Raw genomic sequence first — 24934 nt, forward strand, 5'->3', positions numbered from 1 at the left:
GCCTCCTTCACGCGGGCGTTTCCCCGCGGACCTGACAAGGAGTGGCCGGCCCATGGCCGACGCCGAACGGATCCCGTTGACCCGCCGCCTGGCGCGGCACCTGCAGCGCTGGGGCGCCTACTGGGTGGCGGCGCTCGCCCTGCTGGCCGCCTCGGAGGTGCTGTGGTGGTGGCAGACCTGGCCCGTGCGCGAGCTGCTGCCGGCGGCGCAGGAGCCCGCCGCATGAAACGCCGGCTGCGGCTCGAGCATGCGGTGCTGGCGCTGCTGGTGGCCTGGGCCTGCGGCCTGGCGGTCGCCGCCGTGCGGCTGGATGCCTGGCGGCACGAACTGAGCCGCACCCTGATCCAGCTGCGCGCGGACACGCTGTTCCGCGCCAACATGGCCCGCGAGCGGGACAAGATCCAGCCGGCCTGGTATCGCCAGAAGGCGCTGTCGCTGATCTCCGCCCTGGAGCGGATGCGCCACGACGCGGCCTGGACCCTGTTCATGCCCGGCTCGTGGCACGTGTTCGACGACCTCGAGGAGCGCCTGGCCGGCCACATCGGCGAGGCGTTCGGCCACACCGTGGTGGACACCGTCCACCGGGAGCTGTACGCGCGGGCCGCCGTCTTGACCGGGGTGCCGCAGGATGCGGTCACGGCACAGCTTCAGGTCGGCCGCGGCTGCACGGCGCCGGGAGCGCGGGCTGCTACGGGCCGCCACGCCAACGCAACGCCCGAGGACATGCCCGAATATGCGGCGCTGACGCAGTACCTGGCCCAGGCCGAGGCGCTGGACCGGGCGGTGCAGGCGCTGACGCGGCTGCAGAGTCCCGCCACGGCCAAGCCCGAGGACGTGCAGATGCTGGTGCGCTATGCGCTGCAGGCCGAGCTTCCCGGCGAGGTCTCGCGCAGCATCGCGCTGTTCCATTCGATGGCCGGTCGCGAGGGCCGCGCCGCACACGACCTGGCGACCCGCATCCAGTGGGCGACGCGCTGCAGCCTGGGCAGCGGCATGGCGGCCCTGCATGCGCGCCTGATGACGGGCAACGAGCTGCTGTCGCTGGAGACCGAGCTGGCGCAGGCCGGCGCGGGCCTGTTCGATCCCGCGCACCGCGCCGCCCCGGCGTCGCCCGAGGCCGTGCTGGTGCGCTACCACCAGGTGTCGGCGCTGCTGCAGCGGCAGGAGGCCCTGCTCGCCCAGGGCCGGCACGAGTGGATGCAGCAGGACGCGATGCAGCTGGGGCCGGGCTACCAGCGGCTGGTCGAGCGCATAGCCGCCATCGGCCTGCTGGGTCCGCAGGCGGCGGCCCAGGTGCAGGCCGAGGCCGACCGCGCCTTCGTGCAGTTCCGCCAGCGGTTCAACGCGCTGTTCGGCCGGCCCGGCAGCGGCATCGTGTGGCTGCCGGGCGAGCGCCGGTTCGCCCTGTCGCCCGAGCGCCAGGCGCTGCGCGAAGGGTTCTCGGTGCTGCTTCGCGAACCTTCCATGGCCCTGCCCCGGGGCGCGGCGCCGGGCACCGAACCGCGGCGCACAACGGTGGCGGCCACCGTCGCCGTCGCCGCGCCGTCCGCTTTCGGGCCGGGCGACGTGCAGGAGATGCTGGAGGCGCGCAAACGCCTGCTGCGCGAGGCCCTGCCGGTGTTCCCGCCGCGCGCCCGGGCGTCCGTGGCACGGTTCGTCAACGCGCGCGTCGCGCAGGTGGCCTACGAGCGGGCCGCCCTGGCCCTGGCGCCGCCGGCCGGAGAGGCCGCCCTGGGGCCGTTGGATTCTTCTGCCGTGGCCATGCAGCGCGACCGGGCCGCCGCCCTGCAGGCCCTGTTGCAGGAGCTGGGCGCGCCAGGGCTGGCGCAGCAGCTGCGCGATACGCTGGGCCGCGAGCAGCTGCGCCGCATCGCCTCGGCTGAGGACAGCCTGCGCGGCCTGCCGCTGTTCAATGCGCGCTCGTTCGACTTCAGTTGGTGGCAGGGCGAGTCCGGGCCCTTGCTGCGGGTGTTCAACGCACCCAATGGCGAGGCGCTGCAGCGCTTCGTGCCCGAACAGGTGGGCCGGCTGGAGCGGCTGGGCGGGCAGGCCGCGCAGATGCTGGCCTCCACCGATCCTTCCATGGCCGCCGACCCGGCGGCCCAGCGCTGGGCGCCCCTGCTGGGCGAGCTGCAGCGCTACCGCAACCGGCAGGCCGACAGCAGCCTGGTGGCACTGGAGAGCTACCTGGCCGCGGTGGGCGGCGACCTGCGGCGCGACAACTGCCTGGAACGGCTGGTAGCCCAGCCGGCGCCGCAGCCGCGCGACGAGATCGGGCGCCGGCACGCTCAGCTGCATCGCGGCCTGGTCGCGCGTTGCCTGCAGCTGCGCCAGTCGGGCACGCCTGCGCTCTAGGCCCGCAAGCCCTGCGCCACCGTGGGATAGCGCAGCCGCAGGCCCAGCTCGCGCTTGAGCCGGCCGTTCAGCAGCCGTCGCGACTCGCTCATGAAACTGAGCAGCATCAGGGGCAGTTCGTCGTGCGCAGTGCCGCGGGCCACCCGGGGCGGCCGCGGCAGGCCGTAGAGATCGGCCGCCAGGTCGAAGTAGTCGCCCATGCGCAGCTCGGTGTCGTCGCTGGCGTTGTAGACGCGCTGGGACTGGCCGCGCCACAGCGCTGCCGCCACCGCGCGTGCCAGGTCGTCCGCATGGATGTGGTTGGTGTAGACGTCGTCCTCGGCCTGCAGCACCGGCGTGCCGCGCAGCAACCGCTCGCGCGGCGTGCCGCCGGCGCGGTCGGGCGCATAGATGCCGGGGATGCGCAGGATGGCGGCGCGCACGCCGGTGGCCCGGCCGTAGTGGCGCACCGCCGCCTCGGCATGGGCCCGCCGCTGGGCTCGGGGGGTGGCGGGCGCCGGCGGCCGCGTCTCGGCAACCCAGGCGCCGCCGCAGTCGCCGTACACGCCGCTGGTCGACCCGTACACCAGCGACCGCGGCGGCGAGCGCCGGCGCAGCACGCGCAGCAGCGCCAGGGTCCGAGGGTCGCGCCACCAGGCGGGCCCGCCCTCGCCGGGCGGCGGCGCCAGATGCACCACGCGCGTGGCCAGGCCGGCCAGCCGGCCCAGGGTGGCGGGCCGGTCCAGGTCGCCCACCAGCGGCGTGATGCCCCGCGCACGCAGGGTGCCCACACGCTGCGGGGTGGAGGTAAGGGCAAGCAGGCGGGTGTGCGGCGCCAGCACGCGGGCCAGGCGCTGCCCCACGTCGCCGCAGCCGACGATGAGCACGCGCTCGCGCCGGAAGCGGGCCGGCCGCGCGCCGATGGGGTTGTGGTTTGCGGGCAAAATCGGGCGCAGTCACTGCAACACGAGAGCCCGAGGATACCCAACATGACGAGCGCGACGGCCGCGGCAGGCCCCTTCCAGGTCACGGTGCAGCCCAGCGGCCGCAGCTTCGGCGCTACCGGCGGCGAGACCCTGCTGGCCGCCGCCATCCGCCAGGGCATAGGCCTGCCCTATGGCTGCAAGGACGGTGCCTGCGGCTCGTGCAAGTGCCGCAAGCTGGAAGGCCAGGTGGTGCACGGGCCGCACCAGAGCAAGGCCCTGAGCGCGCAGGAAGAGGCTGCCGGCTTCATCCTGACCTGCAGCGCCACCGCATTGACCGACGTGGTGCTGGAGTCGCGCCAGGTCACCGACGAGAGCGCCTTCCCGATCAAGAAGATGCCGGCGCGCGTGCTGTCGCTGGAGAAGAAGTCCCATGACGTGATGATCGTGCGGCTGCAGCTGCCGGCCAACGAGCCGATGCGCTACCACGCCGGCCAGTACATCGAGTTCATCCTGCGCGACGGCGACCGCCGCAGCTACTCCATGGCCAACGCGCCGCACACCCTGGTGCGCACCGATGCCGGCGCGCCCAGCGGGCCGGCGGTGGAACTGCACATCCGCCACATGGCGGGCGGAAAGTTCACCAGCCACGTGTTCACCGCCATGAAGGAAAAGGAGATCCTGCGCGTGGAAGGGCCCTACGGCAGCTTCTTCCTGCGCGAGGACTCGCCCAAGCCCCTGGTGCTGCTGGCCTCGGGCACCGGCTTCGCACCGATCAAGGCGGTGATCGAGCACATGCGGTTCAAGGGCATCCGGCGGCCGGCCACGCTGTACTGGGGCGGCCGCCGGCCGGCCGACCTGTACCTGGACGAGTGGGTGCGCGAGCGCTGTGCCGAGATGCCGCACCTCACTTATGTGCCGGTGGTCTCCAACGCCCTGCCCGAGGACGACTGGACGGGCCGCACCGGCTTCGTGCACAAGGCGGTGCTGGAGGACTTTCCCGACCTGTCCGGCCACCAGGTCTACGCCTGCGGCGCGCCCGTCGTGGTCGATTCGGCGCGCAGCGAGTACACCGGCCTGGCCCGGCTGCCGGCCGAGGAGTTCTATGCCGACTCGTTCACCACCGAGGCGGACAAGCACAAGGGCTGAGGCCAGGCACATGAAGCGAAGAAACCTTCTGCTGGTCCCCGCGGCCGCCGCCCTCGCCGCCCCTTTGCCCGGCTGGGCACAGCCCCGGCCCCTGCGCATCATCGTGCCCTATGCCGCCGGCGGGCCGATCGACGTGACGGCGCGGGTGCTGGCCGAGGGGGTCAAGGACAGCCTGGGCCCGGTCATCATCGAGAACCGGCCGGGCGGCGGCGGCAACATCGGCGCCGACGTGGTCGCCAAGGCTGCCCCGGATGGGCTGACCCTGGGCATCTCGGCGGTAGCCACGCACGCCATCAATCCCTGGCTGTTCAGCAAGATGCCGTACGACGCGGCCCGTGACTTCACCCCCATCACCCAGATGGTGCGCGTGCCCAATGTGCTGGTGATGAACGCCGACACCGCCGTGCGGCTGAAGATCAACACCTTGCCCGACCTGATCGCCTATGCCAAGGCCAACCCCGGCAAGCTCAACTACGGCTCGGGCGGCAATGGCAGCGCGGGCCACCTGGCGGGCGAGATGTTCAAGCGGGACGCCGGCATCTTCGCCGTCCACATCCCCTACAACGGCGGCAATCCGGCGCAGCTGGCGCTGCTGTCGGGCCAGGTCGACTTCAACTTCGACAACCTGGCGACTGCCGCGCCGAACATCCGCTCGGGCCGCCTCAAGGCCCTGGCCGTGACCACCCTGCAGCGCTCAACCAGCCTGCCCGAGGTGCCGCCGGTGGCCCAGACGCTGCCCGGTTTCGCCATCGATACCTGGTGGGGACTGGTGGGTCCGGCCGGGCTGGCGCGCGACACCGTGCAGCGGCTCAACCAGGCTTTCGTTGCTGCGCTGCAGGCGCCTGAGACGCGCTCGCGCTTCGCCCAGCTGCTGGCGGAGCCGGTGTCCACCTCGCCCGAAGAGTTCGGCGCCTTCATGCAGGCCGAGCTCGTCAGGTACGAAAAAATAGTCAAGGCCTCTGGCGCCAAGGTAGACTGACCGGACGCTTTTCCGGACGTTTTCTGCACTGCAACATGGCGTAGGCTGGACAGCCTGCTCCTGTTTTCGGAGTGCCGAAAAGTCGCGTCCTACGAGGGTGTGCGGCTTATCTGACAGCCAGCTCGACGGCAGGAGGCTAGATTTGTTCCCATTGGAAACAGAACCTCGCCGGGAGATACAAAAATGCCAACCCTCAAACCCTTTCCGTCGGCTGCCGCGGTCGCAGCTGCGCTGCTGGTCCTGCTCGTGGCAGTGCCGGTATGGGCCCAGCCTTCCTCGTCGCCCGGCGGCTCCGGCACGTCCCTGAGCGGCGGCCGCGGCGGTTACCTCGGCCTGAACGTGGGCCGCTCCAGCTACCGCCTCCCTTGCGGCCCCTCGTCGCTGACCTGCGACACCGACGACGAGTCGCTGAACCTGTATGCCGGCACCCTGCTGGGCAGCTTCTGGGGTGCCGAGGTCGGCTTGCTCGACATGGGCCGGGTGGAACGCGCGGGCGGACGCACGCGGGCGCGGGGCCTGAATCTCAGCCTGGTCGCGCGCGCGCCGGTGTGGCAATCGGCCGGCGTGTTCGGCAAGCTGGGGACCACTTACGGCCGCACCGACACCTCGGTCCAGACGGGCGGCGACATCCCCGGAGGCAGCGAGAACGGCTTCGGCCTGTCCTTCGGCGCCGGCATCAGCTGGGACTTCACCCCGCGGCTGTCGGCGGTGCTGGAATGGGACAGCCACGACTTCCGCTTCGCCGGCGGCGGGCGCGATCCCGTGCGCTCGACCAGCCTTGGCCTGCAATACCGGTACTGAACGAAGAAGCTCAGGGAAAGCGGAAGCCCAAGACGCCCACCGGCCGCCAGGCCGGTGGGCGATCTTCTTACTCGCCCAGGTAGGCAGCGCGCACCTTGGGATCACTGAGCATCTGCCGGGCTTCGCCCGTCATGGTGATCAGGCCCGACTCCATCACGTAGCCGCGATCGGCGATCTGCAGCGCGCGGCTGGCGTTCTGCTCGACCAGCAGCACGGTGACGCCCTGGGCGTAGACCTCGCGCACCACCTCGAAAATCTTGTCCACCATGAGGGGCGACAGGCCCATGGAGGGTTCGTCCAGCAGCAGCACCTTGGGCCGGCTCATCAGCGCCCGGCCCATGGCCAGCATCTGCTGCTCGCCGCCGGACATGGTGCCGGCCAGCTGGTCGCGCCGCTCCTTCAGCCGCGGGAAGATGGTGAACACCTTGTCCATGTCGGAGGCGATGCCGGCCCGGTCGTTGCGGATGTGCGCGCCCATCTGCAGGTTCTCGGTGATGGTCATGCGGGTGAACACGCCGCGGCCCTCCGGCACCATGGCCAGGCCCTGCCTGACCAGGTCCCAGGCGCCCTTGCCCTTGATGCTGCGGCCCAGGTACTCGATGTCCCCGCCGGCCAGCGGCAAGGTGCCGGTGATGGCCTTCATGGTGGTGGTCTTGCCCGCGCCGTTGGAGCCGATCAGCGTGACCAGCTCGCCCTCGCGCACCTCGAAATCCACGCCCTTGACGGCCTGGATGCCGCCGTAGGCGACCTTCAGGCCGCTGACCTTCAGCAGTGTCTGCGCCATCTCAATGCCCTCCGCCCTGCGCCGCGGCGGCACCCGTGCCGTGCCCGTGACCGAGGTAGGCCTCGATCACCTTCTCGTTCCTCTGCACGTCGGCCGGCGTGCCCTCGGCGATTTGCTTGCCGTAGTCCAGCACCGTGACGCGGTCGCACAGACCCATCACCAGCTTGACGTCGTGCTCGATCAGCAGGATGGTGCGCCCGTCGTGGCGGATGCGGTTGATCAGCTCGCGCAGCTGCACTTTCTCGGTGGCGTTCATGCCGGCCGCCGGCTCGTCCAGCGCGATCAGCTGCGGGTCGGTGGCCAGGGCGCGGGCGATCTCCAGCCGGCGCTGGTCGCCGTAGGACAGCGTGCGGGCCTTGTAGTCGGCGTACCGGCCGATGCCGACGTAGTCGAGCAGCTCCTGCGCGCGCCGGGCGATGGCGTCCTCCTCGGCCCTGAACTTGCGGGTGCGCAGGATGGCGCCCAGCAGGCCGGAGCCGGTGCGGATGTGCCGGCCCACCATCACGTTCTCCAGTGCCGTCATGTCGGCGAACAGGCGGATGTTCTGGAAGGTGCGCGCGATGCCGGCCTTGGCCACCTCGTGCACCGCGGTGGGCCGGTAGGGCTTGCCGGCCAGCTCGAAGCTGCCGCCGTCGGGCGTGTACAGGCCGGTGATCACGTTGAAGAACGTGGTCTTGCCCGCGCCGTTGGGGCCGATCAGGCCGTAGACCTGGCCGCGCTCGATGGTCACCCCCACGTCCGACAGGGCCTGCAGGCCGCCGAAGCGCTTGGAGATGCCGGCTACCCGGAGAACCGTTTCTGCCATGGTGCCGCTCCTCACTTGCCGCCGTTGCCCGGCACCTTGCCGTGCTCCCGCGTGGGCCACAGGCCGCGCGGGCGCAGCAGCATGATGATGATCATGGCCAGCGCGATCAGCAGCTGGCGCAGGATGGAGGCGTCCAGCCGGCCCTCGGTCAGGCGCTGCAGGTCGAACACGCCCGACACCCAGCGCAGCACCTCCGGCATCGCCGACAGCAGCACGGCGCCCAGGATCACGCCGGGCAGGTGGCCGATGCCGCCCAGCACCACCATGGCGACGATCATCACCGACTCCATCAGGCTGAACGACTCGGGCGAGACGAAGCCCTGGAAGGCCGCGAACATGGAGCCCGAGACGCCGCCGAAGGTGGCGCCCATGCCGAAGGCTAGCAGCTTCATGTTGCGCGTGTTGATGCCCATGGCCTTGGCCGCGATCTCGTCCTCGCGGATGGCCATCCAGGCGCGGCCGATGCGCGAGAGCTCCAGCCGGTGGCAGATCACCACGCTGATCACCACCAGGATGAGGAACAGGTAGTAGTAGAGCGTGACCGCCGACAGCGTGAAGCCGCCGATCTCCAGCGGACGCCCCAGGTTCAGCCCCAGGATGCGGATGGAATCGATCTGGCCCAGGCCCTTGGGGCCGTTGGTGATGTTGACCGGGTGGTCCAGGTTGTTCAGGAACACGCGGATGATCTCGCCGAAGCCCAGCGTGACGATGGCCAGGTAGTCGCCGCGCAGCTTGAGCGTGGGCGCGCCCAGCAGGATGCCCAGGATGCCGGCCAGGAAGGCGCCCAGCGGGACCACCAGCCAGATCGAGGTGTGCAGCCCGGTGGGGAACATCTTCGCGAACCAGGCGAAGGTCTCGGACAGGTGCGGCGAGGCCATCAGCCCGTACATGTAGGCGCCGATGGCGAAGAAGGCGACGAAGCCCAGGTCCAGCAGGCCGGCGTAGCCGACCACGATGTTCAGGCCCAGGGCCAGCAGCACGTATAGCAGCGCCATGTCGGCGATGCGCACCCAGAAATTGCCCATGCCTTGCAGCAGCAGCGGCAGCACCAGCAGCACCACCGCCGAGACGGCGTAGACCACGATCTTTTTATTCGGCTTGCCTGCCATGGTCCCTCCCTTAGGCGCGGTCCGCCACCCGCTCGCCGAGCAGGCCCGAGGGCCGCAGCGTGAGCATGATGATCAGCACGATGAAGGCGAAGATGTCCGAGTAGTGGCTGCCCAGCACGCCGCCGGTGACCACGCCGATGTAGCCCGAGCCGATGGACTCGATCAGCCCGAGCAGCAGGCCGCCCACCACCGCGCCGGCCAGGTTGCCGATGCCGCCGAACACCGCCGCCGTGAACGCCTTGAGCCCCGGCAGGAAGCCCATGGTGTGCTGCACCGTGCCGTAGTTGGACGCGTACATGATGCCGGCGATGGTGGCCAGCACCGCGCCGATGATGAAGGTGGCCGAGATCACGGTGTCGGGCTTGACGCCCATGAGGGCCGCCACCCGCGGGTTCTCCGCGGTGGCGCGCATGGCGCGTCCCAGCCGGGTGTAGTTCACCAGGTACATCAGCACCGCCAGCGACAGCGCCGTGAGGCCCAGGATCATGATCTGCGTGGGCGTGATCACCGCGCCGCCGACCTGGATGGGCGCGGCCGGCAGCAGCGTGGGATAGGGCTTGTAGTTCGGCTTGAAGATGATCATCGCCAGCGTCTGCAGCAGGATGGACATGCCGATGGCGGTGATCAGGGGCGCCAGCTTGGGGCTGTTGCGCAGGGGGCGGTAGGCGATCTTCTCGATGGCGAAATTCAGGACCGCGGCCACCACGCAGGAGATCAGCATCGCCAGGATCAGGATGATCCAGCCGGGCGTGCCGGGCATGGACTCCTGCATGGTCACGATGATGGCCCAGCTGGTCAGGGCCCCCACCATCAGCACCTCGCCGTGGGCGAAGTTGATCAGGTTGATGATGCCGTAGACCATGGTGTAGCCCAGGGCCACCAGGGCATACATGCTGCCGAGGACCAGACCATTGATGATCTGCTGCAGCAGGATTTCCATAGACAGTTCCCCGTTGGTGATGGGTGGCGCCTTGTGGGCCGGCCAGCCATCTAGCAAAAAACCCGCCAAGTCCTTGAGCGGGTTTACGGAGCGCGATTGTAGCGATGCGGCACAGCGGTAAGAATCGGTGCGCGCCGGGGTTTACCCTGCCGGCGCCTGCAGCGGCGGGCCGATCAGGCCTGCTGATCCGCGTCCGGGTCCTGGCCGTTCAGCCGGCGCAGCTCGCGCAGCTTCTCGCCGATGCGGATCTCCAGGCCGCGGTCCACCGGACGGTAGAAGCGCGGCGGCTGCAGGCCTTCGGGAAAGTAGCTCTCGCCCGCCGCGAAGCCGCCGGCCTCGTCGTGCGCATAGCGGTAGCCCTTGCCGTATTCGAGCTGCTTCATGAGCTGGGTCGGCGCGTTGCGAAGGTGCAGGGGCACCGGCCGCGTGCCGTCCTTCCTGACCAGCGCCTTGGCCTCGTTGAAGGCGGCGTAGATCGCGTTGGACTTGGGCGCCACGGCAAGGTAGACCACGCATTCGGCCAGCGCCAATTCGCCCTCGGGCGAGCCCAGGCGCTCGTAGGTCTCGGCGGCGTCCAGCGCCAGGCGCAGCGCGCGCGGGTCCGCCAGGCCGATGTCCTCGCTGGCCATGCGCACCAGGCGGCGCGCCATGTAGCGCGGGTCGGCCCCGCCGTCGAGCATGCGCACGAACCAGTACAGCGAGGCGTCCGGGTCCGAGCCGCGCACGCTCTTGTGCAGGGCGCTGATGGTGTCGTAGAACTGCTCGCCGCCCTTGTCGTAGCGCCGCATGCGCTCGCCCAGCACCTTGAGCAGCCAGTCGTCGGTGATCTGCGCGCGCCCTTCCTGGGTCGCGGCGACGGCCAGCGTCTCCAGCGTGTTGAGCAGCCGGCGGGCGTCGCCGTCGGCATAGGCGATCAGGCGGCCCTGCGCCGTGTCCTCCAGCGCCGGGACGGCGCCTATCGCCTGCGCCTTGGCCACCAGCTTCGCCAGGTCGTCCTCGGTCAGCGGCTGCAGCACGTAGACCGCGGCGCGCGACAGCAGCGCCGAGTTGACCTCGAACGAGGGGTTCTCGGTGGTGGCGCCGATGAAGGTGAACAGGCCCGACTCCACGTGCGGCAGGAAGGCGTCCTGCTGGCTCTTGTTGAAGCGGTGCACCTCGTCGACGAAGACGATGGTGCTGCGCTGCTCCAGGCCGCCCCGGGCGCGCTGCGCGGCCTCCACCGCCTCGCGGATGTCCTTGACGCCGCCCAGCACCGCGCTGATGGTGATGAACTGCGCGTCGAAGGCGTCGGCCATCAGCCGCGCGATGGTGGTCTTGCCCACGCCGGGCGGGCCCCACAGGATGCAGCTGTGCGGCTGTCCGGACTCGAAGGCGATGCGCAGCGGCATGCCCTCGCCCAGCAGGTGCTGCTGGCCGATCACCTCGCCCAGGCTTCGCGGGCGCAGGCGCTCGGCCAGCGGCTGGGACGGTGGGGTCGGGGTCTTGGCGGCGGCCATGGGCGGGGAGGCTGGAGTTTATAGTCCGCCCCAGCATGAACGCGGCACTGTGGTCCACCGTCTCCGCCCTGCTCGGCGCCCTGGTGGGCGGCGCCATCAGCTGGCTGCTCAACCGTCAGCAGTTCCAGCACCAGTTGCGCATGCAGCGCGAGCTGCACAAGACCGAGTTCATGGCCGAGGAGACCGCCCGCCTGTTCCTCAGCCACAAGGGCTTCACCGATCGCTCGTTCGAGACGCTGCGCCGGCACCTGGGCGGCTTCGAGGACGACGAGCTGCGCAAGATCCTGGTGCGCGCCGGTGCCATGCGGGTCTACCGCGAGGACGGCTCGGAATGGTGGCGCCTGATCTCGCGCATGGACGAGTTCATCGAGCGCAAGGCGCTGGGCCGGATCGCACGCGAGATCGAGCCGGCCGACCAGGGCCGGCCGTCTTGAGGCCGGCTACTGGCGCAGCACGTCCGCGCCTGCCGGCGGCTTGAACTGGAAGGTGCCCGCCGGCAGGGGCACGTTGGGCTGCATGCCGGTGAAGGTCATGACCGAACGCTGGCCGAAGCTGTCCAGGATCTCCAGCGCCGCCAGTTCCTTGCCGCGAAAGCCCACCAGCACGCTGCGCAGCTGGCCGTCGCGTGCGCGGGGCGTGGCCTGCACCCACTGCAGGCCGTCGCGCTGCGGCGCCTCCTGCAGCTCGAAGTCCTTGCGCAATGCGGCCAGGTCGGGCGCGGCGGCCACCAGGGCGGCCGGCGTGGCGCCCAGCACCTGGGACTGGCTGCGCGCCGTCACCTGGTTCAGGTCCAGGTCGTGCAGCCACAGCGTCTGGCCGTCGGCCACGATGACCTGCTCGAACGGCTTCTGGTAGTGGAAGCGGAAGCGGTTGGGCCGCTGGAACTCGAAGGTGCCGCTGGAGGTCTTGCTGCGCGCCTGCTGGCCTTCGCGCGCCGGCGCGGTCACCACCTGGGTAAAGTCGGCACTGCCGCTGTGCGCCGAGCGGACGAAGTTCTCCAGGCTTTCCAGCCCTGCGGCCTGCGCGGAGAGGGCGCACAGCGCTGTCGAAACGGAAGCGATCCAGGTTTTCATGGCGGTGGCGATGATGCTTGCGGTTGGGTTCGTCCGGCGGCGCGAAGTTCGCAACCGGATGTAGGCGGGCTACTCGGCGCGGCTGGGCACCAGGATCTCGCGCTGGCCCTGGCCGTTCATCGCGCTGACCAGGCCGGCGTTCTCCATGTCCTCCACCAGGCGGGCCGCGCGGTTGTAGCCGATCTTCAGGTGGCGCTGCACCAGCGAGATGCTGGCCTTGCGGTTCTTCAGCACGATCTCCACCGCCTGGTCGTACATCGGGTCCTTCTCGCCGCCGCCACCGCCGCCCGGCAGGTCGCCGCCGGCGCCGTCCTCGTCCACCGTGCCGCCTTCCAGCACGCCCTCGATGTAGTTCGGCTCGCCGCCCTGCTCCTTCAGGTAGGCCACCACGCGGTGCACCTCCTCGTCGCTGACGAAGGCGCCGTGCACCCGCACCGGCAGGCCGGTGCCCGAGGCCATGTACAGCATGTCGCCCATGCCCAGCAGGGCTTCGGCGCCCATCTGGTCCAGGATGGTGCGGCTGTCGATCTTGCTGGAGACCTGGAACGCGATGCGGGTCGGGATGTTGGCCTTGATCAGGCCGGTGATCACGTCCACCGAGGGCCGCTGCGTGGCCAGGATCAGGTGGATGCCGGCGGCGCGCGCCTTCTGCGCCAGGCGCGCGATCAGCTCCTCGATCTTCTTGCCCACCACCATCATCAGGTCGGCCAGTTCGTCGATCACCACCACGATGTGCGGCAGCCGCTCCAATGGCTCCGGCTGTTCGGGCGTGAGGCTGAACGGGTTGTAGATGAACTCGCCCCTGCCCTTGGCCTCGTCGATCTTGACGTTGTAGCCCGCCAGGTTGCGCACGCCCAGCTTGCTCATCAGCTTGTAGCGGCGCTCCATCTCGGCCACGCACCAGTTCAGGCCGTGCGCCGCCTGGCGCATGTCGGTGACCACCGGCGCCAGCAGGTGCGGGATGCCCTCGTAGACCGACATTTCCAGCATCTTGGGGTCTATCATCAGCAGGCGCACGTCCCGGGCCTCGGCCTTGTACAACAGGCTGAGGATCATGGCGTTGATGCCCACCGACTTGCCCGAGCCGGTGGTGCCGGCCACCAGCACGTGCGGCATCCTGGCCAGGTCGGCCACGACCGGGTTGCCGACGATGTCCTTGCCCAGGCCCATGGTCAGCATGGACCGGGCTTCGTTGTAGACCTGCGAGCCCAGGATCTCGCTGAGCTTGATGGACTGGCGCTTGGCGTTGGGCAGCTCCAGCGCCATGTAGTTCTTGCCCGGGATGGTCTCGATGACGCGGATGGACACCAGCGACAGCGAGCGCGCCAGGTCCTTGGCCAGGTTGACGATCTGCGAGCCCTTGACGCCGGTGGCCGGCTCGATCTCGTAGCGCGTGATCACCGGGCCGGGCTGGGCCAGCACCACGCGCACCTCGACGCCGAAATCCTTGAGCTTTTTCTCGATCAGCCGGCTGGTCATCTCCAGCGTCTCGGCCGACACCGTCTCCTGCCGCGCCTGGGCGCTGTCCAGCAGGTCGACTTGGGGCAGCTTGCTGTCGGGCATCTCGGTGAACAGCGGCTTCTGGCGCTCCTTGACCACCCGCTCGCTCTTGGGCACCTCCGCCACCACCGGCTCGATCAGCACCGGCGTGGGATGGTGCTCCTCGATCTCCACGCGCTCGACCTGCACGGTCTCCTCGCGCTCGCGGGCCGCGCGCTGGCCCAGGGCCAGGTCCTGCGCGATCTCGCGCTTCTCACGGCGCGCGGCGACGAACTCGTCCACGCGCGCGCCGATGCGCTCGGCCAGCTGGCCCCAGGAGAAACGGAACACCACCGAGGCGGCGACCACCACCAGCGCGACGAACACCAGGCCGGAGCCGGTGAATCCCAGCCACTGCACGCCCAGCGGCCCGGTCAGATAGCCCAGCGCCCCGCCGGCATGGTCCGGCAGGCGGGCTTCGAAGCGGTACAGGCGCGACCACTCCAGCCCGGTGCTGGCGCACAGCAGCACGGCCAGCGCCAGCCAGAACGCCAGGCGGGTGAGCGAGAAACGGGGCCGGTCCATGGGCTCGCCGGTGCCGCCGCGCATCCAGCGTGCCAGCGTGGCCAGCCAGGCGCGTACCGCGGCGGCGAAGCCCCACCAGACCGAGAAACCGAGCAGGAAGTAGCTGCCGTCGGCCAGCCAGGCGCCCAGCCGGCCGCCCCAGTTCGCCACCGGCGCCCCGGAACCGGACGTGGAGAACGCGGGATCCTGCGGCGAGTAGCTGAGCAGGGAGAGCAGCCAGAAAGTCAGGGCTGCCAGCCCCAGCACCAGCACGAATTCATGGGCGAAGCGCGCCGCACCTGCGCGCGGCGTGGCGCGGCGCTGGCCAGGAGGAGGGGCGAGAGTGTGGAGGGAATAGGTCATGCGAAGCTCAAGCTTAGCGCTGCGGGGAGGGTCTTCGACACCGCCGCTGCGGGGCATGCGCAGGCGGCTGGTTTCCCGTGGTGCCGCGGCGACACGCTGCGCGGTGGATCAGCCCAGCGTGTTGAGCCGGTCCTTGATCAGCATGGAGCCGTCGGCGCGCGTCTCGATGAAGCCGCGGTCCTCCAGGTCCTTCATCACCCGGCTGACCATCTCGCGCGAGGCCCCCACCATCTTGGCGATGTCCTGGCGCGAGATGCGCTCGCGGATCGTCATGTTGCCTTCGCGGTCCGGCGCGGCGAATTCCAGCAGGGCCCGGGCGACCCGGCCGTACACGTCCATCAGGGCCAGCGATTCGATCTTGCGGTCGGCCTGGCGCAGGCGCTGCACCAGCCCGCGCATGACGGCATAGGCCATGGAGCTGTTCTCGGGCAGGCAGCGCGCGAACTCGGCGCGGCCCAGGGCCAGCATGTCGGTCTGAACCTCGGCGCGCACGGTGGCGGAGTGGGCTTCGTTGTCGATCAGGCTCATCTCGCCGATGTAGTCGCCGGGCTGCAGCGTGGCCAGGATGACCTCGCGGCCGCGCTTGTCGGAGGTGACCACGCGCACGCGCCCGGTCAGGATGATGAACAGGGTGTTGGACTTCTCCCCCTGCTCCACGATCACCTCGCCGCGCTTGAAGCGGCGCTTGGCGACCGCGTCGGCCACCGACTCCGCCTGGGCCGACGTCAGCAGCGCGAACAGCGGCACGCGGCGGATCAGCTCCAGGTTGGACAGCATCGACATTACATCCCTCCCGTGCAGGGCCGGCCCGTGACGGGCCGGCGGCACACGTCATCGGTTCTTACAATCGCTTCCATTGAAAGAGACAAGCTCCCGCACTGCGTTGCGCAATTGATACTTGCCGGCGTGGCCCCGAAATGTACACCGGGCGGCAACGCGCCCGCACGGCTTTTACCGACACCATGACCACCAGACACGCCAAAGTCCTGATCCTCGGCTCCGGTCCCGCGGGCTACACCGCCGCGGTGTACGCGGCCCGCGCCAATCTCCACCCCTTGCTGATCACCGGCATCGCCCAGGGCGGCCAGCTCATGACCACCACCGAGGTGGACAACTGGCCGGCCGACGTGCACGGCGTCCAGGGGCCCGAGCTGATGCAGCGCTTCCTGGAGCACGCCGAGCGCTTCAAGACCGAGATCGTGTTCGACCACATCAACGCGGTCGACTTCGGCAAGCGCCCCTTCACCCTCAAGGGCGACAGCGGCGAGTACACCTGCGACGCGCTGATCCTGGCCACCGGCGCCTCGGCCCGCTACCTGGGCCTGCCGTCCGAGCAGGCCTTCATGGGCAAGGGCGTGAGCGCCTGCGCCACCTGCGACGGCTTCTTCTACCGGGGCGAGGTCACCTGCGTCATCGGCGGCGGCAACACGGCCGTCGAGGAGGCGCTGTACCTGTCCAACATCGCCAGCAAGGTCTACCTGGTGCACCGCCGCGACAAGTTCCGCGCCGAGCCCATCCTGGTGGACAAGGTGATGCAGAAGGTGGCCGAGGGCAAGATCGAGCTCAAGCTGTTCAAGGCCCTGGACGAGGTGCTGGGCGACGAGACGGGCGTGACCGGCATCCGGCTGAAGGACGCCAACACCGGCGCCACCGAGGACCTGCAGCTCAAGGGCTGCTTCATCGCCATCGGCCATTCGCCCAACACCGAGATCTTCAAGGGCCAGCTGGAGATGAAGGACGGCTACATCCTGACCAAGTCGGGGCTGAACGGCTTCGCCACCATGACCAGCGTGCCCGGCGTGTTCGCTGCCGGCGACGTGCAGGACCATGTGTACCGCCAGGCCATCACCAGCGCCGGCACCGGCTGCATGGCCGCGCTGGACGCGCAGCGGTTTCTTGAGCAGCAGGAGTAGCTGGCAGGCGCCTTACCGGCATCTCGCTATAATCGCGGGCTTTGCTGCATTTAGGCCTGGGAAGGCGCTGGCAGCGGATGGGTTACCGCCACCCTACTTGGCGAGGTGAGGCGCTCGTGACAACGACCGCCGTTTTTTGACTTTGGAGTGCTTCATGGCACGCGTGTGCGACGTCACGGGCAAGGGCCCGATGGTCGGGAACAACGTTTCCCACGCCAACAACAAAACCAAGCGCCGGTTCATGCCGAACCTGCAATACCGCCGTTTCTGGGTCGAGAGCGAGAACCGCTGGGTGCGCCTGCGCGTCTCCAGCGCCGCGCTGCGCTTGATCGACAAGAACGGCATCGACAGCGTGCTGGCGGACCTGCGGGCCCGCGGCCAGGCCTAAGGAGCAAGTCACCATGGCAAGCAAAGGCGGACGCGAAAAGATCAAGCTGGAGTCCACCGCGGGCACCGGCCATTTCTACACCACGAGCAAGAACAAGAAGACCATGCCCGAGAAGATCTCGATCATGAAGTTCGACCCCAAGGCTCGCAAGCACGTCGAGTACAAGGAAACCAAGCTCAAGTGATCCCGGCCTCCCGCAAGCGCGGGAGGTGCCATGAAAAAAGCCCCGCCGTGCGGGGCTTTTTTCATGGGCCGCAGCCGGCGAAAGCGCCACCGTCCCACAAGCCGGAGGCCTGGTGCGTGTCCATCATCGCTGCGGCAATCCTGCCTTGCCCTGGAGAACAGACACCATGAGCATCCTCGGAAAGATCTTCGGCCGCATCTTCCCCAAAGCCAATGCCGCACAAGCGCCGGCGGCCTCCCCCACGCCTGCGGCGGCAGCCTCGCAGCCCAATCCGGCCGTCGTGCCGCCGCAGCAGCAGCCCGCCACGAACGCGGCCGCCGCCGGTGCGGGCCCGGCCACCGCCACCATCGAGCGGGTGGACATCGAGCAGGTGCTGGAAGGCTTGGCCGCGAAGAACCCGCAAAAGCTCAATTGGCGCAATTCCATCGTTGATCTGATGAAGCTGGTCGGCATGGACAGCACGCTGCAGGAACGCCGGGAACTCGCCGACGAGCTGGGCTATACCGGTGACAAGGGCGACAGTGCGGCCATGAACATCTGGCTGCACAAGCAGGTGATGCGCCGCCTGGCGGAGAACGGCGGCAAGGTGCCGGCCGACCTCATGGATTGAGGCGGCACCCAGAAAAAAGCCCCGCATCGCGGGGCTTTTTTTCATCTGCGGCCGTCAGGGCCGTTACGCGTGTGCGGCGCGCAGCCGCATGGAGAACTGCTGCAGCTGGGCGATGCCGCTTTCCTCGGCCCGGCGGCACCAGGCCTGCAGCTCGGCGGCCAGCTGCTCGCGCGAGCGGGAGGTGTTCATCCACATCTGGCGCAGTTCCTCGCGCATGGTGGCCATGGTGTCCAGCACCGGGTGGGCGGCGCGTGCCTGCGCCAGGTGCGGGCGGGCGGCGGCCGGCACCCGGTCGTCGTCGCGGTGCAGCCAGCGCTTGGCGGCCTTGAGCACCGACAGGTCGTGGCCCTTTTCCTTGAGCAGGACGATCTCCGCCTTGCAGGCCCCGCGCATCTCGCGGCCGTAGCGGGCCATCACCTCGTAGCGGTTGGCGATCACCGCCTCCAGCGTCTTCTCGTCGGCCACCGGCTTGATGGCGCCCAGGCGCAGCTTGGGCGGCACCTTCTTGACCTTGGCCAGGCCGATCCTGCTCATCAGGCTGATGTAGACCCAGCCGATGTCGAACTCGTACTTCTTGACCGAGAACTTGGCCGACGTGGGATAGGTGTGGTGGTTGTTGTGCAACTCCTCGCCGCCGATGATGATCCCCCACGGCGAGATGTTGGTGCTGGCGTCCGGCGCCTCGAAGTTGCGGTAGCCCCAGTAGTGGCCGATGCCGTTGATCACGCCGGCGGCCGACACCGGGATCCAGAGCATCTGCACCGCCCACACCGCCAGGCCCAGGGCGCCGAACAGCGCCAGGTCCAGGATCAGCATCAGGCCCACGCCCTGCCAGGTGAAGCGCGAATACAGGTTGCGCTCCAGCCAGTCGTCGGGCGTGCCGTGGCCGAACTTGACCATGGTCTCCTTGTTCTTGGCTTCGGCCTTGTACAGCTCGGCACCCTGCCAGAACACGGTGTCGATGCCGCGCGTCTGCGGGCTGTGGGGGTCTTCCTCCGTCTCGCACTTGGCGTGGTGCTTGCGGTGGATGGCGACCCATTCCTTGGTCACCATGCCGGTGCCTATCCACAGCCAGAAGCGGAAGAAGTGCGAGGGGATGGCGTGCAGGTCCATGGCCCGGTGGGCCTGGGTGCGGTGCAGGAAGATGGTCACGCTGGCGATGGTGATGTGGGTGGTCACCAGCGTGTACAGCACGATCTGCCACCAGGACAGATCCCACAGGCCGTGGCCCAACCACTCGATCGCAGCGTTCAGCACGGCCCAGTCAGGAAGCAGCATCAAAATGGATTCTCTTTCCAAAGAAGGGTATGACTGATTTTACGGGTGGGGGTTCTGACCAGGGGCGTTAAATGTCAAGGTCAGCCGCCACTTTGCAACGGATGACTACTTTCTGGTCCAGATCGCCGCGAAAAAGCCGTCCGTGCCATGGCGGTGGGGCCACAGTCTGAGGAATTCCCCGGCTTTGCCGCTGCAGAGGCTGTCGGCCTGCGGCACCTTCAGCCCCGCCAGCACCTGCGCTGCGGCCAGGGGCGAGAAGCCGGCATCCTCGGCCGTGAAGGCCTGGGCGATGGCCTCGTTCTCGTCCGGCAGCAGGCTGCAGGTGGCATAGACCAGCCGCCCGCCCGGCTTGAGCAGGCGCGCCGCGCTGCGCAGGATGGCGGCCTGTTTCACGGTCATCTCCTGCACCGCCTGGGGCGACTGGCGCCATTTCAGGTCGGGGTTGCGGCGCAGCGTGCCCAGGCCGGAGCACGGCGCATCCACGATGACCCGGTCGATCTTGCCGGCCAGCCGCTTGATGCGCTCGTCGCGCTCGTGCGCGATGGCCGCCGGGTGCACGTTGGACAGCCCGCTGCGGGCCAGCCGCGGCTTGAGCGCGTCCAGCCGGTGCGCCGAGGTGTCGAAGGCGTACAGGCGGCCGGTGCTGCGCATGGCCGCGCCCAGCGCCAGGGTCTTGCCGCCGGCGCCGGCGCAGAAGTCCACCACCATCTCGCCGCGCCTGGCCTCCAGCAGCAGCGCCAGCAGCTGGGAACCCTCGTCCTGCACCTCGATCGCGCCGCGGCTGAAGGCATCCAGCCGGGTCAGCGCCGGCTTGTCGGCCAGGCGCAGGCCCCAGGGCGAATACGGCGTGGGCTCGGCCGCGATGCCGGCCTGCCGCAGCTCCTGGCGCACCTCGTCGCGCTTGGCGCTGAGCGTGTTCACGCGCAGGTCCAGCGGCGCCGGCCGGTGGAGCGCGTCCACCAGCGCCCAGAACTCGTCGCCCAGCTGCTGCTTGAGCGGCTGCACCAGCCACTCGGGCAGGTTGTGGCGGTGCCGCTCCAGCAGGTCTTCGGTGCGTACCGCATCGCATTGGTCGAGCCAGCGCTTCTCCGGGTCCGACAGCGCGCTCTTGAGGAAGTCGCGCGGGCCGGCAAAGCCCAGGATGGCCAGGCGGCGCTCCTTGGGGCCGCTGCCCGAGGGCGCGAGATGGTCGAACAGCAGCTTCCTGCGCAGCACCGCGTAGGCCGTCTCGGCCAGGGTGGCGCGCTCGCGCGGCCCGAGCGAACGGTGGTCGCGGAAGTAGCGCGAGACCACGGCGTCGGCGGGGTGGTCGAATTTCAGGACCAGCCGGACCAGGTCGGCGCAGGCGTCCAGCAGGGCTTTGGGGTGCATGAAGAAGATACCTACAGGCGGGGCAGCAGGCGGGCGATGGCCCGCGGGTAGAGCAGGTGCTCCTGGGTGAGCACCCGGGCCGCCAGCGTCTCGGCCGTGTCGCCGGGCAGGACCGGCACCACCGCCTGGTCCAGGATGGGCCCATGGTCCAGCTCCGCCGTGACCTGGTGCACCGTGGTCCCGGCGAAGCGGCAGCCGGCCTCCAGCGCGCGCCGGTGCGTGTGCAGGCCCGGGAAGGCCGGCAGCAGCGAGGGATGGATGTTGAGCAGCCGGCCCGCGTAGCGCGCCACGAAGCCCGGCGTCAGGATGCGCATGAACCCGGCCAGCACCACCAGGGCCGGCCGGTGCGCATCGATCACCCGGGCCAGCTCGGCGTCGAACAGCTCCCGGGATTCGAAGCGCTGGTGGTCCACCACCGCGGCCGCGATGCCCTGCTCGCGCGCGAAGGCCAGGCCCTTCGCATCGGCCTTGTTGCTGACCACGGCCGCGACCCGCGCGCCGAACCGCTGCCGCCAGTCCTCCTGCTGGGCCGCGCGCACGATGGCTGCCATGTTGGAGCCGGTGCCCGAGATGAGGATGACGATGTTCTTGTCGCTGGCCATGCTGGGCCGGGATTATCCCCGTCATGTCACAACCTGGACACGCGGAAAAGAACGCCCGTGCGGATAATCCGCCGACGCATTGGAGACACGCCCCATGGATTTGGCATTCACACCCGAAGAGCAGAAGTTCCGCGAGGACATCCGCGCCTGGGTGCGCGAGAACCTTCCCAAGGACATCGCGCACAAGGTCCACAACAGCCTGCACCTGACGCGCGACGACATGCAGCGCTGGGCCAAGATCCTGGGCAAGAAGGGCTGGCTGGGCTACGGCTGGCCCAAGCAGTTCGGCGGCCCCGGCTGGAACGCGGTGCAGAAGCACCTGTTCGAGGAGGAGACCGCCCTGGCCGGCGCGCCGCGCATCGTGCCCTTCGGGCCGGTGATGGTGGCGCCGGTGATCATGGCCTTCGGCAACGCCGAGCAGCACAAGCGCTTCCTGCCCGGCATCGCCTCCGGCGAGGTGTGGTGGAGCCAGGGCTATTCGGAGCCGGGCGCCGGCTCCGACCTGGCCTCCCTCAAGACCCGGGCCGAACGCAGGGGCGACAAGTACATCGTCAACGGCCAGAAGACCTGGACCACGCTGGGTCAGTACGGCGAGTGGATCTTCTGCCTGGTGCGCACCTCCACCGAGGGCAAGCCGCAGACCGGCATCTCCTTCCTGCTGATCGACATGAAGTCGCCCGGCATCCAGGTGCGGCCCATCGTCATGCTGGACGGCGGCCACGAGGTGAACGAGGTGTTCTTCGATAACGTCGAGGTGCCGGCCGAGAACCTGGTCGGCGAGGAGAACAAGGGCTGGACCTACGCCAAGCACCTGCTGTCGCACGAGCGCACCAACATCGCCGACGTCAACCGCGCCAAGCGCGAACTCGAGCGGCTCAAGCGCATCGCCAAGGCCGAGGGCGTGTGGGAGGACATTCGCTTTCGCGACGAGATCGCCAAGCTGGAAGTGAACGTGGTGGCGCTGGAGATGCTGGTGCTGCGCGTCCTGTCGGCCGAGAAGTCGGGCAAGAACTCGCTGGACATCGCCGGCCTGCTGAAGATCCGCGGCAGCGAGATCCAGCAGCGCTATTCCGAGCTGATGATGCTGGCCGGCGGCGCCTTCAGCGTGCCGTTCATCCTGGAGGCCATGGAAGCCGGCTGGCAGGGCGACTTCCCGGGCGGCGCCGTGGGCCTGGCCCCGCTGGCCGCCACCTATTTCAACCTGCGCAAGACGACGATCTACGGCGGCTCCAACGAGGTGCAGCGCAACATCGTCGCCCAAACGGTCCTGGGCTGAAGGAGCAAGAACATGGATTTCGATTTTTCCGACGACCAGGAACAGCTGCGCGACGCGGTGCGCAAGTGGGTGGACCGCAGCTACGACTTTGACCGCCGCCGCGCGGCCGTGAAGGCAGGCGGCTTCGACCGCGCCACCTACGGCGAGCTGGCCGAACTCGGCCTGGCCGGCCTGTACATCCCCGAGGAGCACGGCGGCATGGGCATGGGCCCGGTCGAAGGCATGGTGGTGATGGAGGAACTGGGCCGCGGCATCGTGCTGGAACCGCTGGGCCAGGCCCTGGTGGCCGGCGGCGTGCTCAGCGGCTACGCGCCCGACGCCGTCAAGTCGGCCTGGCTGCCCAAGATCGCCGCGGGCGAGGCCCTGGTGGTGCTGGCCCATCAGGAGCGCAAGGCGCGCTGGCGCCTGGACGTGTGCGCGGCCCAGGCGGCGCAACAGGGTGGCGGCTGGGCCGTCAGCGGCACCAAGAGCATCGTGCCGGCCGGCGACCACGCCGATGCCTTCCTCGTGCCGGCCACGGCGGGCGGCAGGATCGCCCTGTTCCTGGTCGAGCGCGCCGCGTCGGGCGTGAAGGCCCAGGGCTACAACACCATGGACGGCGGCCGGGCGGCCGAGGTGGCCTTCAGCAATGCACCCGCCACCCTGGTCACCCAGGACGGCCTCACGGCGCTGGAGCACGCGGTGGACGTCGGCATCGCCGCCGCCTGCGCCGAGGGCGTCGGCGTGATCGACAAGACCATGGCGCTCACCGCCGAGTACATGAACACGCGCAAGCAGTTCGGCGTGCCCATCGCCAGCTTCCAGGCGCTGCGCCATCGCATGGCCGACATGAAGATGCAGCAGGAGCTGGCCCGCTCCATGAGCTACTACGCCTCGCTCAAGCTCAATGCGCCGGCCGACGAGCGCCGCCGCGCGCTGGCCCGCGCCAAGTACCAGCTGGGCGTGGCCATGCGATTCGTCGGCCAGAACTCGGTGCAGCTGCACGGCGGCATCGGGGTGACCGACGAGTACATCGGCAGCCATTACTTCAAGAAGCTCACACAGCTGGAGCTGACCTACGGCGACACGTTGCACCACCTGGGCGAGGTGTCGGCGCGCATGCAGGACACGGCCGGGGTATTCGCCTGACATGATCGCCCGCCGCCTGTTCCTGGGACTGCTTCCCGCGCTGCTTGCGGCGGGTTGCGCCACCTCCCCCTCCCCCGCCGAGGCGCCGCCGGTCGTCTTCGTCCATGGCAACGGCGACAGCGCCGCGCTGTGGCAGACCACGCTCTGGCGCTTCGAGTCCAATGGCTGGCCGCGCCAGCGCCTGCATGCCATCGACCTGCCCTACCCGCTGGCGCGCGACGACGACGCCAGGCCGCAGCCGGGCCGCAGCGGGACCGCCGACCACATGGCCTTCCTGAAGGCCGAGGTGGACAAGGTGCTGGCCGCCACCGGCGCCAGGCAGGTGGTGCTGGTGGGCAATTCGCGCGGCGGCAACGCCATCCGCAACTACGTCCAGAACGGCGGCGGCGAGCGGACCGTGAGCCACGCCATCCTGGGCGGCACGCCCAACCATGGCGTGCACGCGATCAAGGGCTACAACGAAGGCAGCGAATTCTCCGGCGTGGGCCCCTTCCTCACCGGCCTGAACGCGCCCAAGAACGCGGCCGGCGACGAGGTCGCCGGCCCGGTGAAGTGGATGACCCTGCGCTCCGACAGCAATGACAAGTTCGCACAGCCCGAGGGCCAGTGGGTGGGCCTGCGCGGCAAGCCCACCAACGTCAGCTACGCCGGCCCCGAGCTCAAGGGCGCGACCAATGTGGTGATCCCGCGCATCGACCACCGCGAGACCTCCTACTCGCCGCAGGCTTTCGAGGCCACGTACCGCTTCATCACCGGCCAGGCACCGGCGCGCGGCGGCATCGCCACCGAATCGCCGGCGCGCCTTGCAGGCAAGGTGACGGGCCTGGGCCTGTCCTCCACCGACCCGAAGTCCGGCAACTTCAGCAACAACCTGCCCTTGCCTGGCGCCAGGCTGGAGGTCTATGCCGTGGACGCCGACACCGGCGAGCGCCGCGGTCCCGCGGCCTACACCACCACCGTCGGCGCGGACGGACGCTGGGGCCCGTTCGCGGCGCAGACCGGCCAGCCCTACGAGTTCGTGGTCAGCGCGCCCGGCTACGCCACCACCCACCTCTACCGCAGCGGCTTCCCGCGCGGCAGTGACCTGGTCCACCTGCGCCCCGAGCGCATCGCCGAGGCCGACAAGGACGCCGCGGCCCTGGTGAGCATGACGCGCCCGCGCGGCTACTTCGATCCGGCGCGCGACAAGATGAGCTTCGACGGCACCAGCCCGCCGCCCGGCGCGCTGCCGGGGGCCGGCGTCGCCAGCTCCAGGATCAAGCCGGCCAGCGCCACGGCGCGGCCGGTGGTGGCCGAGTTCAACGGCGAGCGCGTGGTCGGCCGCGTCTGGCCGGCGGCCGAGAACCGGGTGACGGTGCTGGAGCTGACGTACTGAGCGCGACGGC

Annotated in this window: 25 protein-coding genes; 13 read left to right on the top strand and 12 right to left on the bottom strand. The window is 69.6% G+C overall.

Annotated features, from left to right (window positions below):
• Positions 1-52: 52 nt before the first annotated feature.
• The gene (locus RTA_RS21035; RefSeq protein WP_013902494.1) at positions 53-226 is read left to right on the top strand and encodes a hypothetical protein; all 174 of its coding nucleotides are present in this window, start codon (positions 53-55) and stop codon (positions 224-226) included.
• On the top strand, positions 223-2355 hold the full coding sequence (locus tag RTA_RS16120; RefSeq protein ID WP_013902495.1) for a hypothetical protein: 2133 nt from the start codon (positions 223-225) through the stop codon (positions 2353-2355). The genes RTA_RS21035 and RTA_RS16120 overlap by 4 nt, the downstream gene beginning before the upstream one ends.
• Here RTA_RS16120 and RTA_RS16125 read toward each other — a convergent pair.
• Complete coding sequence (locus tag RTA_RS16125) at positions 2352-3278, bottom strand: SDR family oxidoreductase (RefSeq protein ID WP_013902496.1); 927 nt, start codon at positions 3276-3278, stop codon at positions 2352-2354. The two genes, RTA_RS16120 and RTA_RS16125, sit on opposite strands and share 4 nt — an antisense overlap.
• 45 nt (positions 3279-3323) lie before the next feature.
• Between RTA_RS16125 and RTA_RS16130 the strand changes: the two genes are divergently transcribed.
• The 3 genes from RTA_RS16130 (at position 3324) to RTA_RS16140 (ending at position 6186) form a co-directional block, all read left to right on the top strand.
• The gene (locus tag RTA_RS16130; protein WP_013902497.1) at positions 3324-4406 is read left to right on the top strand and encodes a CDP-6-deoxy-delta-3,4-glucoseen reductase; all 1083 of its coding nucleotides are present in this window, start codon (positions 3324-3326) and stop codon (positions 4404-4406) included.
• A 10-nt stretch (positions 4407-4416) separates the two neighbouring features.
• Complete coding sequence (locus RTA_RS16135) at positions 4417-5385, top strand: Bug family tripartite tricarboxylate transporter substrate binding protein (RefSeq protein WP_013902498.1); 969 nt, start codon at positions 4417-4419, stop codon at positions 5383-5385.
• A gap of 183 nt (positions 5386-5568) precedes the next feature.
• Positions 5569-6186 carry an outer membrane beta-barrel protein gene (locus RTA_RS16140; protein WP_013902499.1) on the top strand — a complete coding sequence of 206 codons (618 nt, stop codon included), beginning with the start codon at positions 5569-5571 and terminating at the stop codon, positions 6184-6186.
• Positions 6187-6253: 67 nt separating this feature from the next.
• Here RTA_RS16140 and RTA_RS16145 read toward each other — a convergent pair whose 3' ends face one another.
• The 5 genes from RTA_RS16145 to RTA_RS16165 form a co-directional block, all read right to left on the bottom strand.
• Positions 6254-6970, bottom strand: coding sequence for an ABC transporter ATP-binding protein (locus RTA_RS16145; RefSeq protein ID WP_013902500.1), 717 nt, complete (start codon positions 6968-6970; stop codon positions 6254-6256).
• Between the two features lies 1 nt (position 6971).
• Positions 6972-7775 carry an ABC transporter ATP-binding protein gene (locus tag RTA_RS16150; protein WP_013902501.1) on the bottom strand — a complete coding sequence of 268 codons (804 nt, stop codon included), beginning with the start codon at positions 7773-7775 and terminating at the stop codon, positions 6972-6974.
• A gap of 11 nt (positions 7776-7786) precedes the next feature.
• On the bottom strand, positions 7787-8884 hold the full coding sequence (locus tag RTA_RS16155) for a branched-chain amino acid ABC transporter permease (protein WP_013902502.1): 1098 nt from the start codon (positions 8882-8884) through the stop codon (positions 7787-7789).
• Positions 8885-8894: 10 nt separating this feature from the next.
• Positions 8895-9824, bottom strand: coding sequence for a branched-chain amino acid ABC transporter permease (locus RTA_RS16160; protein WP_013902503.1), 930 nt, complete (start codon positions 9822-9824; stop codon positions 8895-8897).
• 173 nt (positions 9825-9997) lie between these two features.
• Positions 9998-11320, bottom strand: coding sequence for a replication-associated recombination protein A (locus RTA_RS16165; RefSeq protein WP_013902504.1), 1323 nt, complete (start codon positions 11318-11320; stop codon positions 9998-10000).
• 35 nt (positions 11321-11355) lie between these two features.
• Between RTA_RS16165 and RTA_RS16170 the strand changes: the two genes are divergently transcribed.
• A complete protein-coding gene (locus RTA_RS16170; protein ID WP_013902505.1) occupies positions 11356-11754 on the top strand; it encodes a hypothetical protein in 399 nt (132 codons plus the stop codon).
• 6 nt (positions 11755-11760) lie between these two features.
• On the opposite strand, the gene lolA is transcribed toward RTA_RS16170, so the two are convergent.
• The 3 genes from lolA to RTA_RS16185 all read right to left on the bottom strand — a co-directional run bounded on the left by lolA (position 11761) and on the right by RTA_RS16185 (position 15582).
• Positions 11761-12393: an outer membrane lipoprotein periplasmic chaperone LolA gene (lolA, locus tag RTA_RS16175; RefSeq protein ID WP_013902506.1), complete on the bottom strand. Its 633-nt coding sequence runs from the start codon at positions 12391-12393 to the stop codon at positions 11761-11763.
• Between the two features lie 69 nt (positions 12394-12462).
• Positions 12463-14799 (bottom strand): DNA translocase FtsK, encoded by a 2337-nt coding sequence (locus RTA_RS16180; RefSeq protein ID WP_013902507.1) that lies wholly within the window; start codon positions 14797-14799, stop codon positions 12463-12465.
• A gap of 108 nt (positions 14800-14907) precedes the next feature.
• Positions 14908-15582, bottom strand: coding sequence for a Crp/Fnr family transcriptional regulator (locus RTA_RS16185; RefSeq protein WP_013902508.1), 675 nt, complete (start codon positions 15580-15582; stop codon positions 14908-14910).
• A 179-nt stretch (positions 15583-15761) separates the two neighbouring features.
• On the opposite strand from RTA_RS16185, the gene trxB reads away from it, so the two are divergent.
• The 4 genes from trxB (at position 15762) to RTA_RS16205 (ending at position 17894) form a co-directional block, all read left to right on the top strand.
• Complete coding sequence (gene trxB, locus RTA_RS16190) at positions 15762-16712, top strand: thioredoxin-disulfide reductase (protein ID WP_041676521.1); 951 nt, start codon at positions 15762-15764, stop codon at positions 16710-16712.
• Positions 16713-16866: 154 nt separating this feature from the next.
• Positions 16867-17100: a 50S ribosomal protein L28 gene (gene rpmB / locus RTA_RS16195; protein WP_013902510.1), complete on the top strand. Its 234-nt coding sequence runs from the start codon at positions 16867-16869 to the stop codon at positions 17098-17100.
• Positions 17101-17113: 13 nt separating this feature from the next.
• Positions 17114-17284 carry a 50S ribosomal protein L33 gene (rpmG, locus tag RTA_RS16200; protein WP_013902511.1) on the top strand — a complete coding sequence of 57 codons (171 nt, stop codon included), beginning with the start codon at positions 17114-17116 and terminating at the stop codon, positions 17282-17284.
• Positions 17285-17450: 166 nt separating this feature from the next.
• Positions 17451-17894, top strand: a complete 444-nt coding sequence (locus RTA_RS16205) for a DUF3597 domain-containing protein (protein WP_013902512.1) — start codon at positions 17451-17453, stop codon at positions 17892-17894.
• Between the two features lie 63 nt (positions 17895-17957).
• On the opposite strand, the gene RTA_RS16210 is transcribed toward RTA_RS16205, so the two are convergent.
• From RTA_RS16210 to purN, 3 genes are all read right to left on the bottom strand, one after another.
• Positions 17958-19172 (bottom strand): DesA family fatty acid desaturase, encoded by a 1215-nt coding sequence (locus RTA_RS16210; RefSeq protein WP_013902513.1) that lies wholly within the window; start codon positions 19170-19172, stop codon positions 17958-17960.
• Between the two features lie 105 nt (positions 19173-19277).
• Positions 19278-20543, bottom strand: coding sequence for an RsmB/NOP family class I SAM-dependent RNA methyltransferase (locus RTA_RS16215; RefSeq protein WP_013902514.1), 1266 nt, complete (start codon positions 20541-20543; stop codon positions 19278-19280).
• A gap of 11 nt (positions 20544-20554) precedes the next feature.
• Positions 20555-21145: a phosphoribosylglycinamide formyltransferase gene (gene purN / locus RTA_RS16220; RefSeq protein WP_013902515.1), complete on the bottom strand. Its 591-nt coding sequence runs from the start codon at positions 21143-21145 to the stop codon at positions 20555-20557.
• A 94-nt stretch (positions 21146-21239) separates the two neighbouring features.
• On the opposite strand from purN, the gene RTA_RS16225 reads away from it, so the two are divergent.
• From RTA_RS16225 to RTA_RS16235, 3 genes are read left to right on the top strand one after another with little or no spacing between them, the layout of a single operon-like run.
• Entirely contained in the window at positions 21240-22421 is a 1182-nt protein-coding gene (locus RTA_RS16225; RefSeq protein WP_013902516.1) for an acyl-CoA dehydrogenase family protein, read from the top strand.
• Between the two features lie 12 nt (positions 22422-22433).
• The gene (locus RTA_RS16230) at positions 22434-23549 is read left to right on the top strand and encodes an acyl-CoA dehydrogenase family protein (RefSeq protein WP_013902517.1); all 1116 of its coding nucleotides are present in this window, start codon (positions 22434-22436) and stop codon (positions 23547-23549) included.
• 1 nt (position 23550) lies between these two features.
• Positions 23551-24924: an alpha/beta fold hydrolase gene (locus tag RTA_RS16235; protein WP_013902518.1), complete on the top strand. Its 1374-nt coding sequence runs from the start codon at positions 23551-23553 to the stop codon at positions 24922-24924.
• Positions 24925-24934 lie beyond the last annotated feature (10 nt).

The sequence above is a fragment of the Ramlibacter tataouinensis TTB310 genome (genome assembly GCF_000215705.1).
Classification (GTDB): domain Bacteria; phylum Pseudomonadota; class Gammaproteobacteria; order Burkholderiales; family Burkholderiaceae_C; genus Ramlibacter; species Ramlibacter tataouinensis.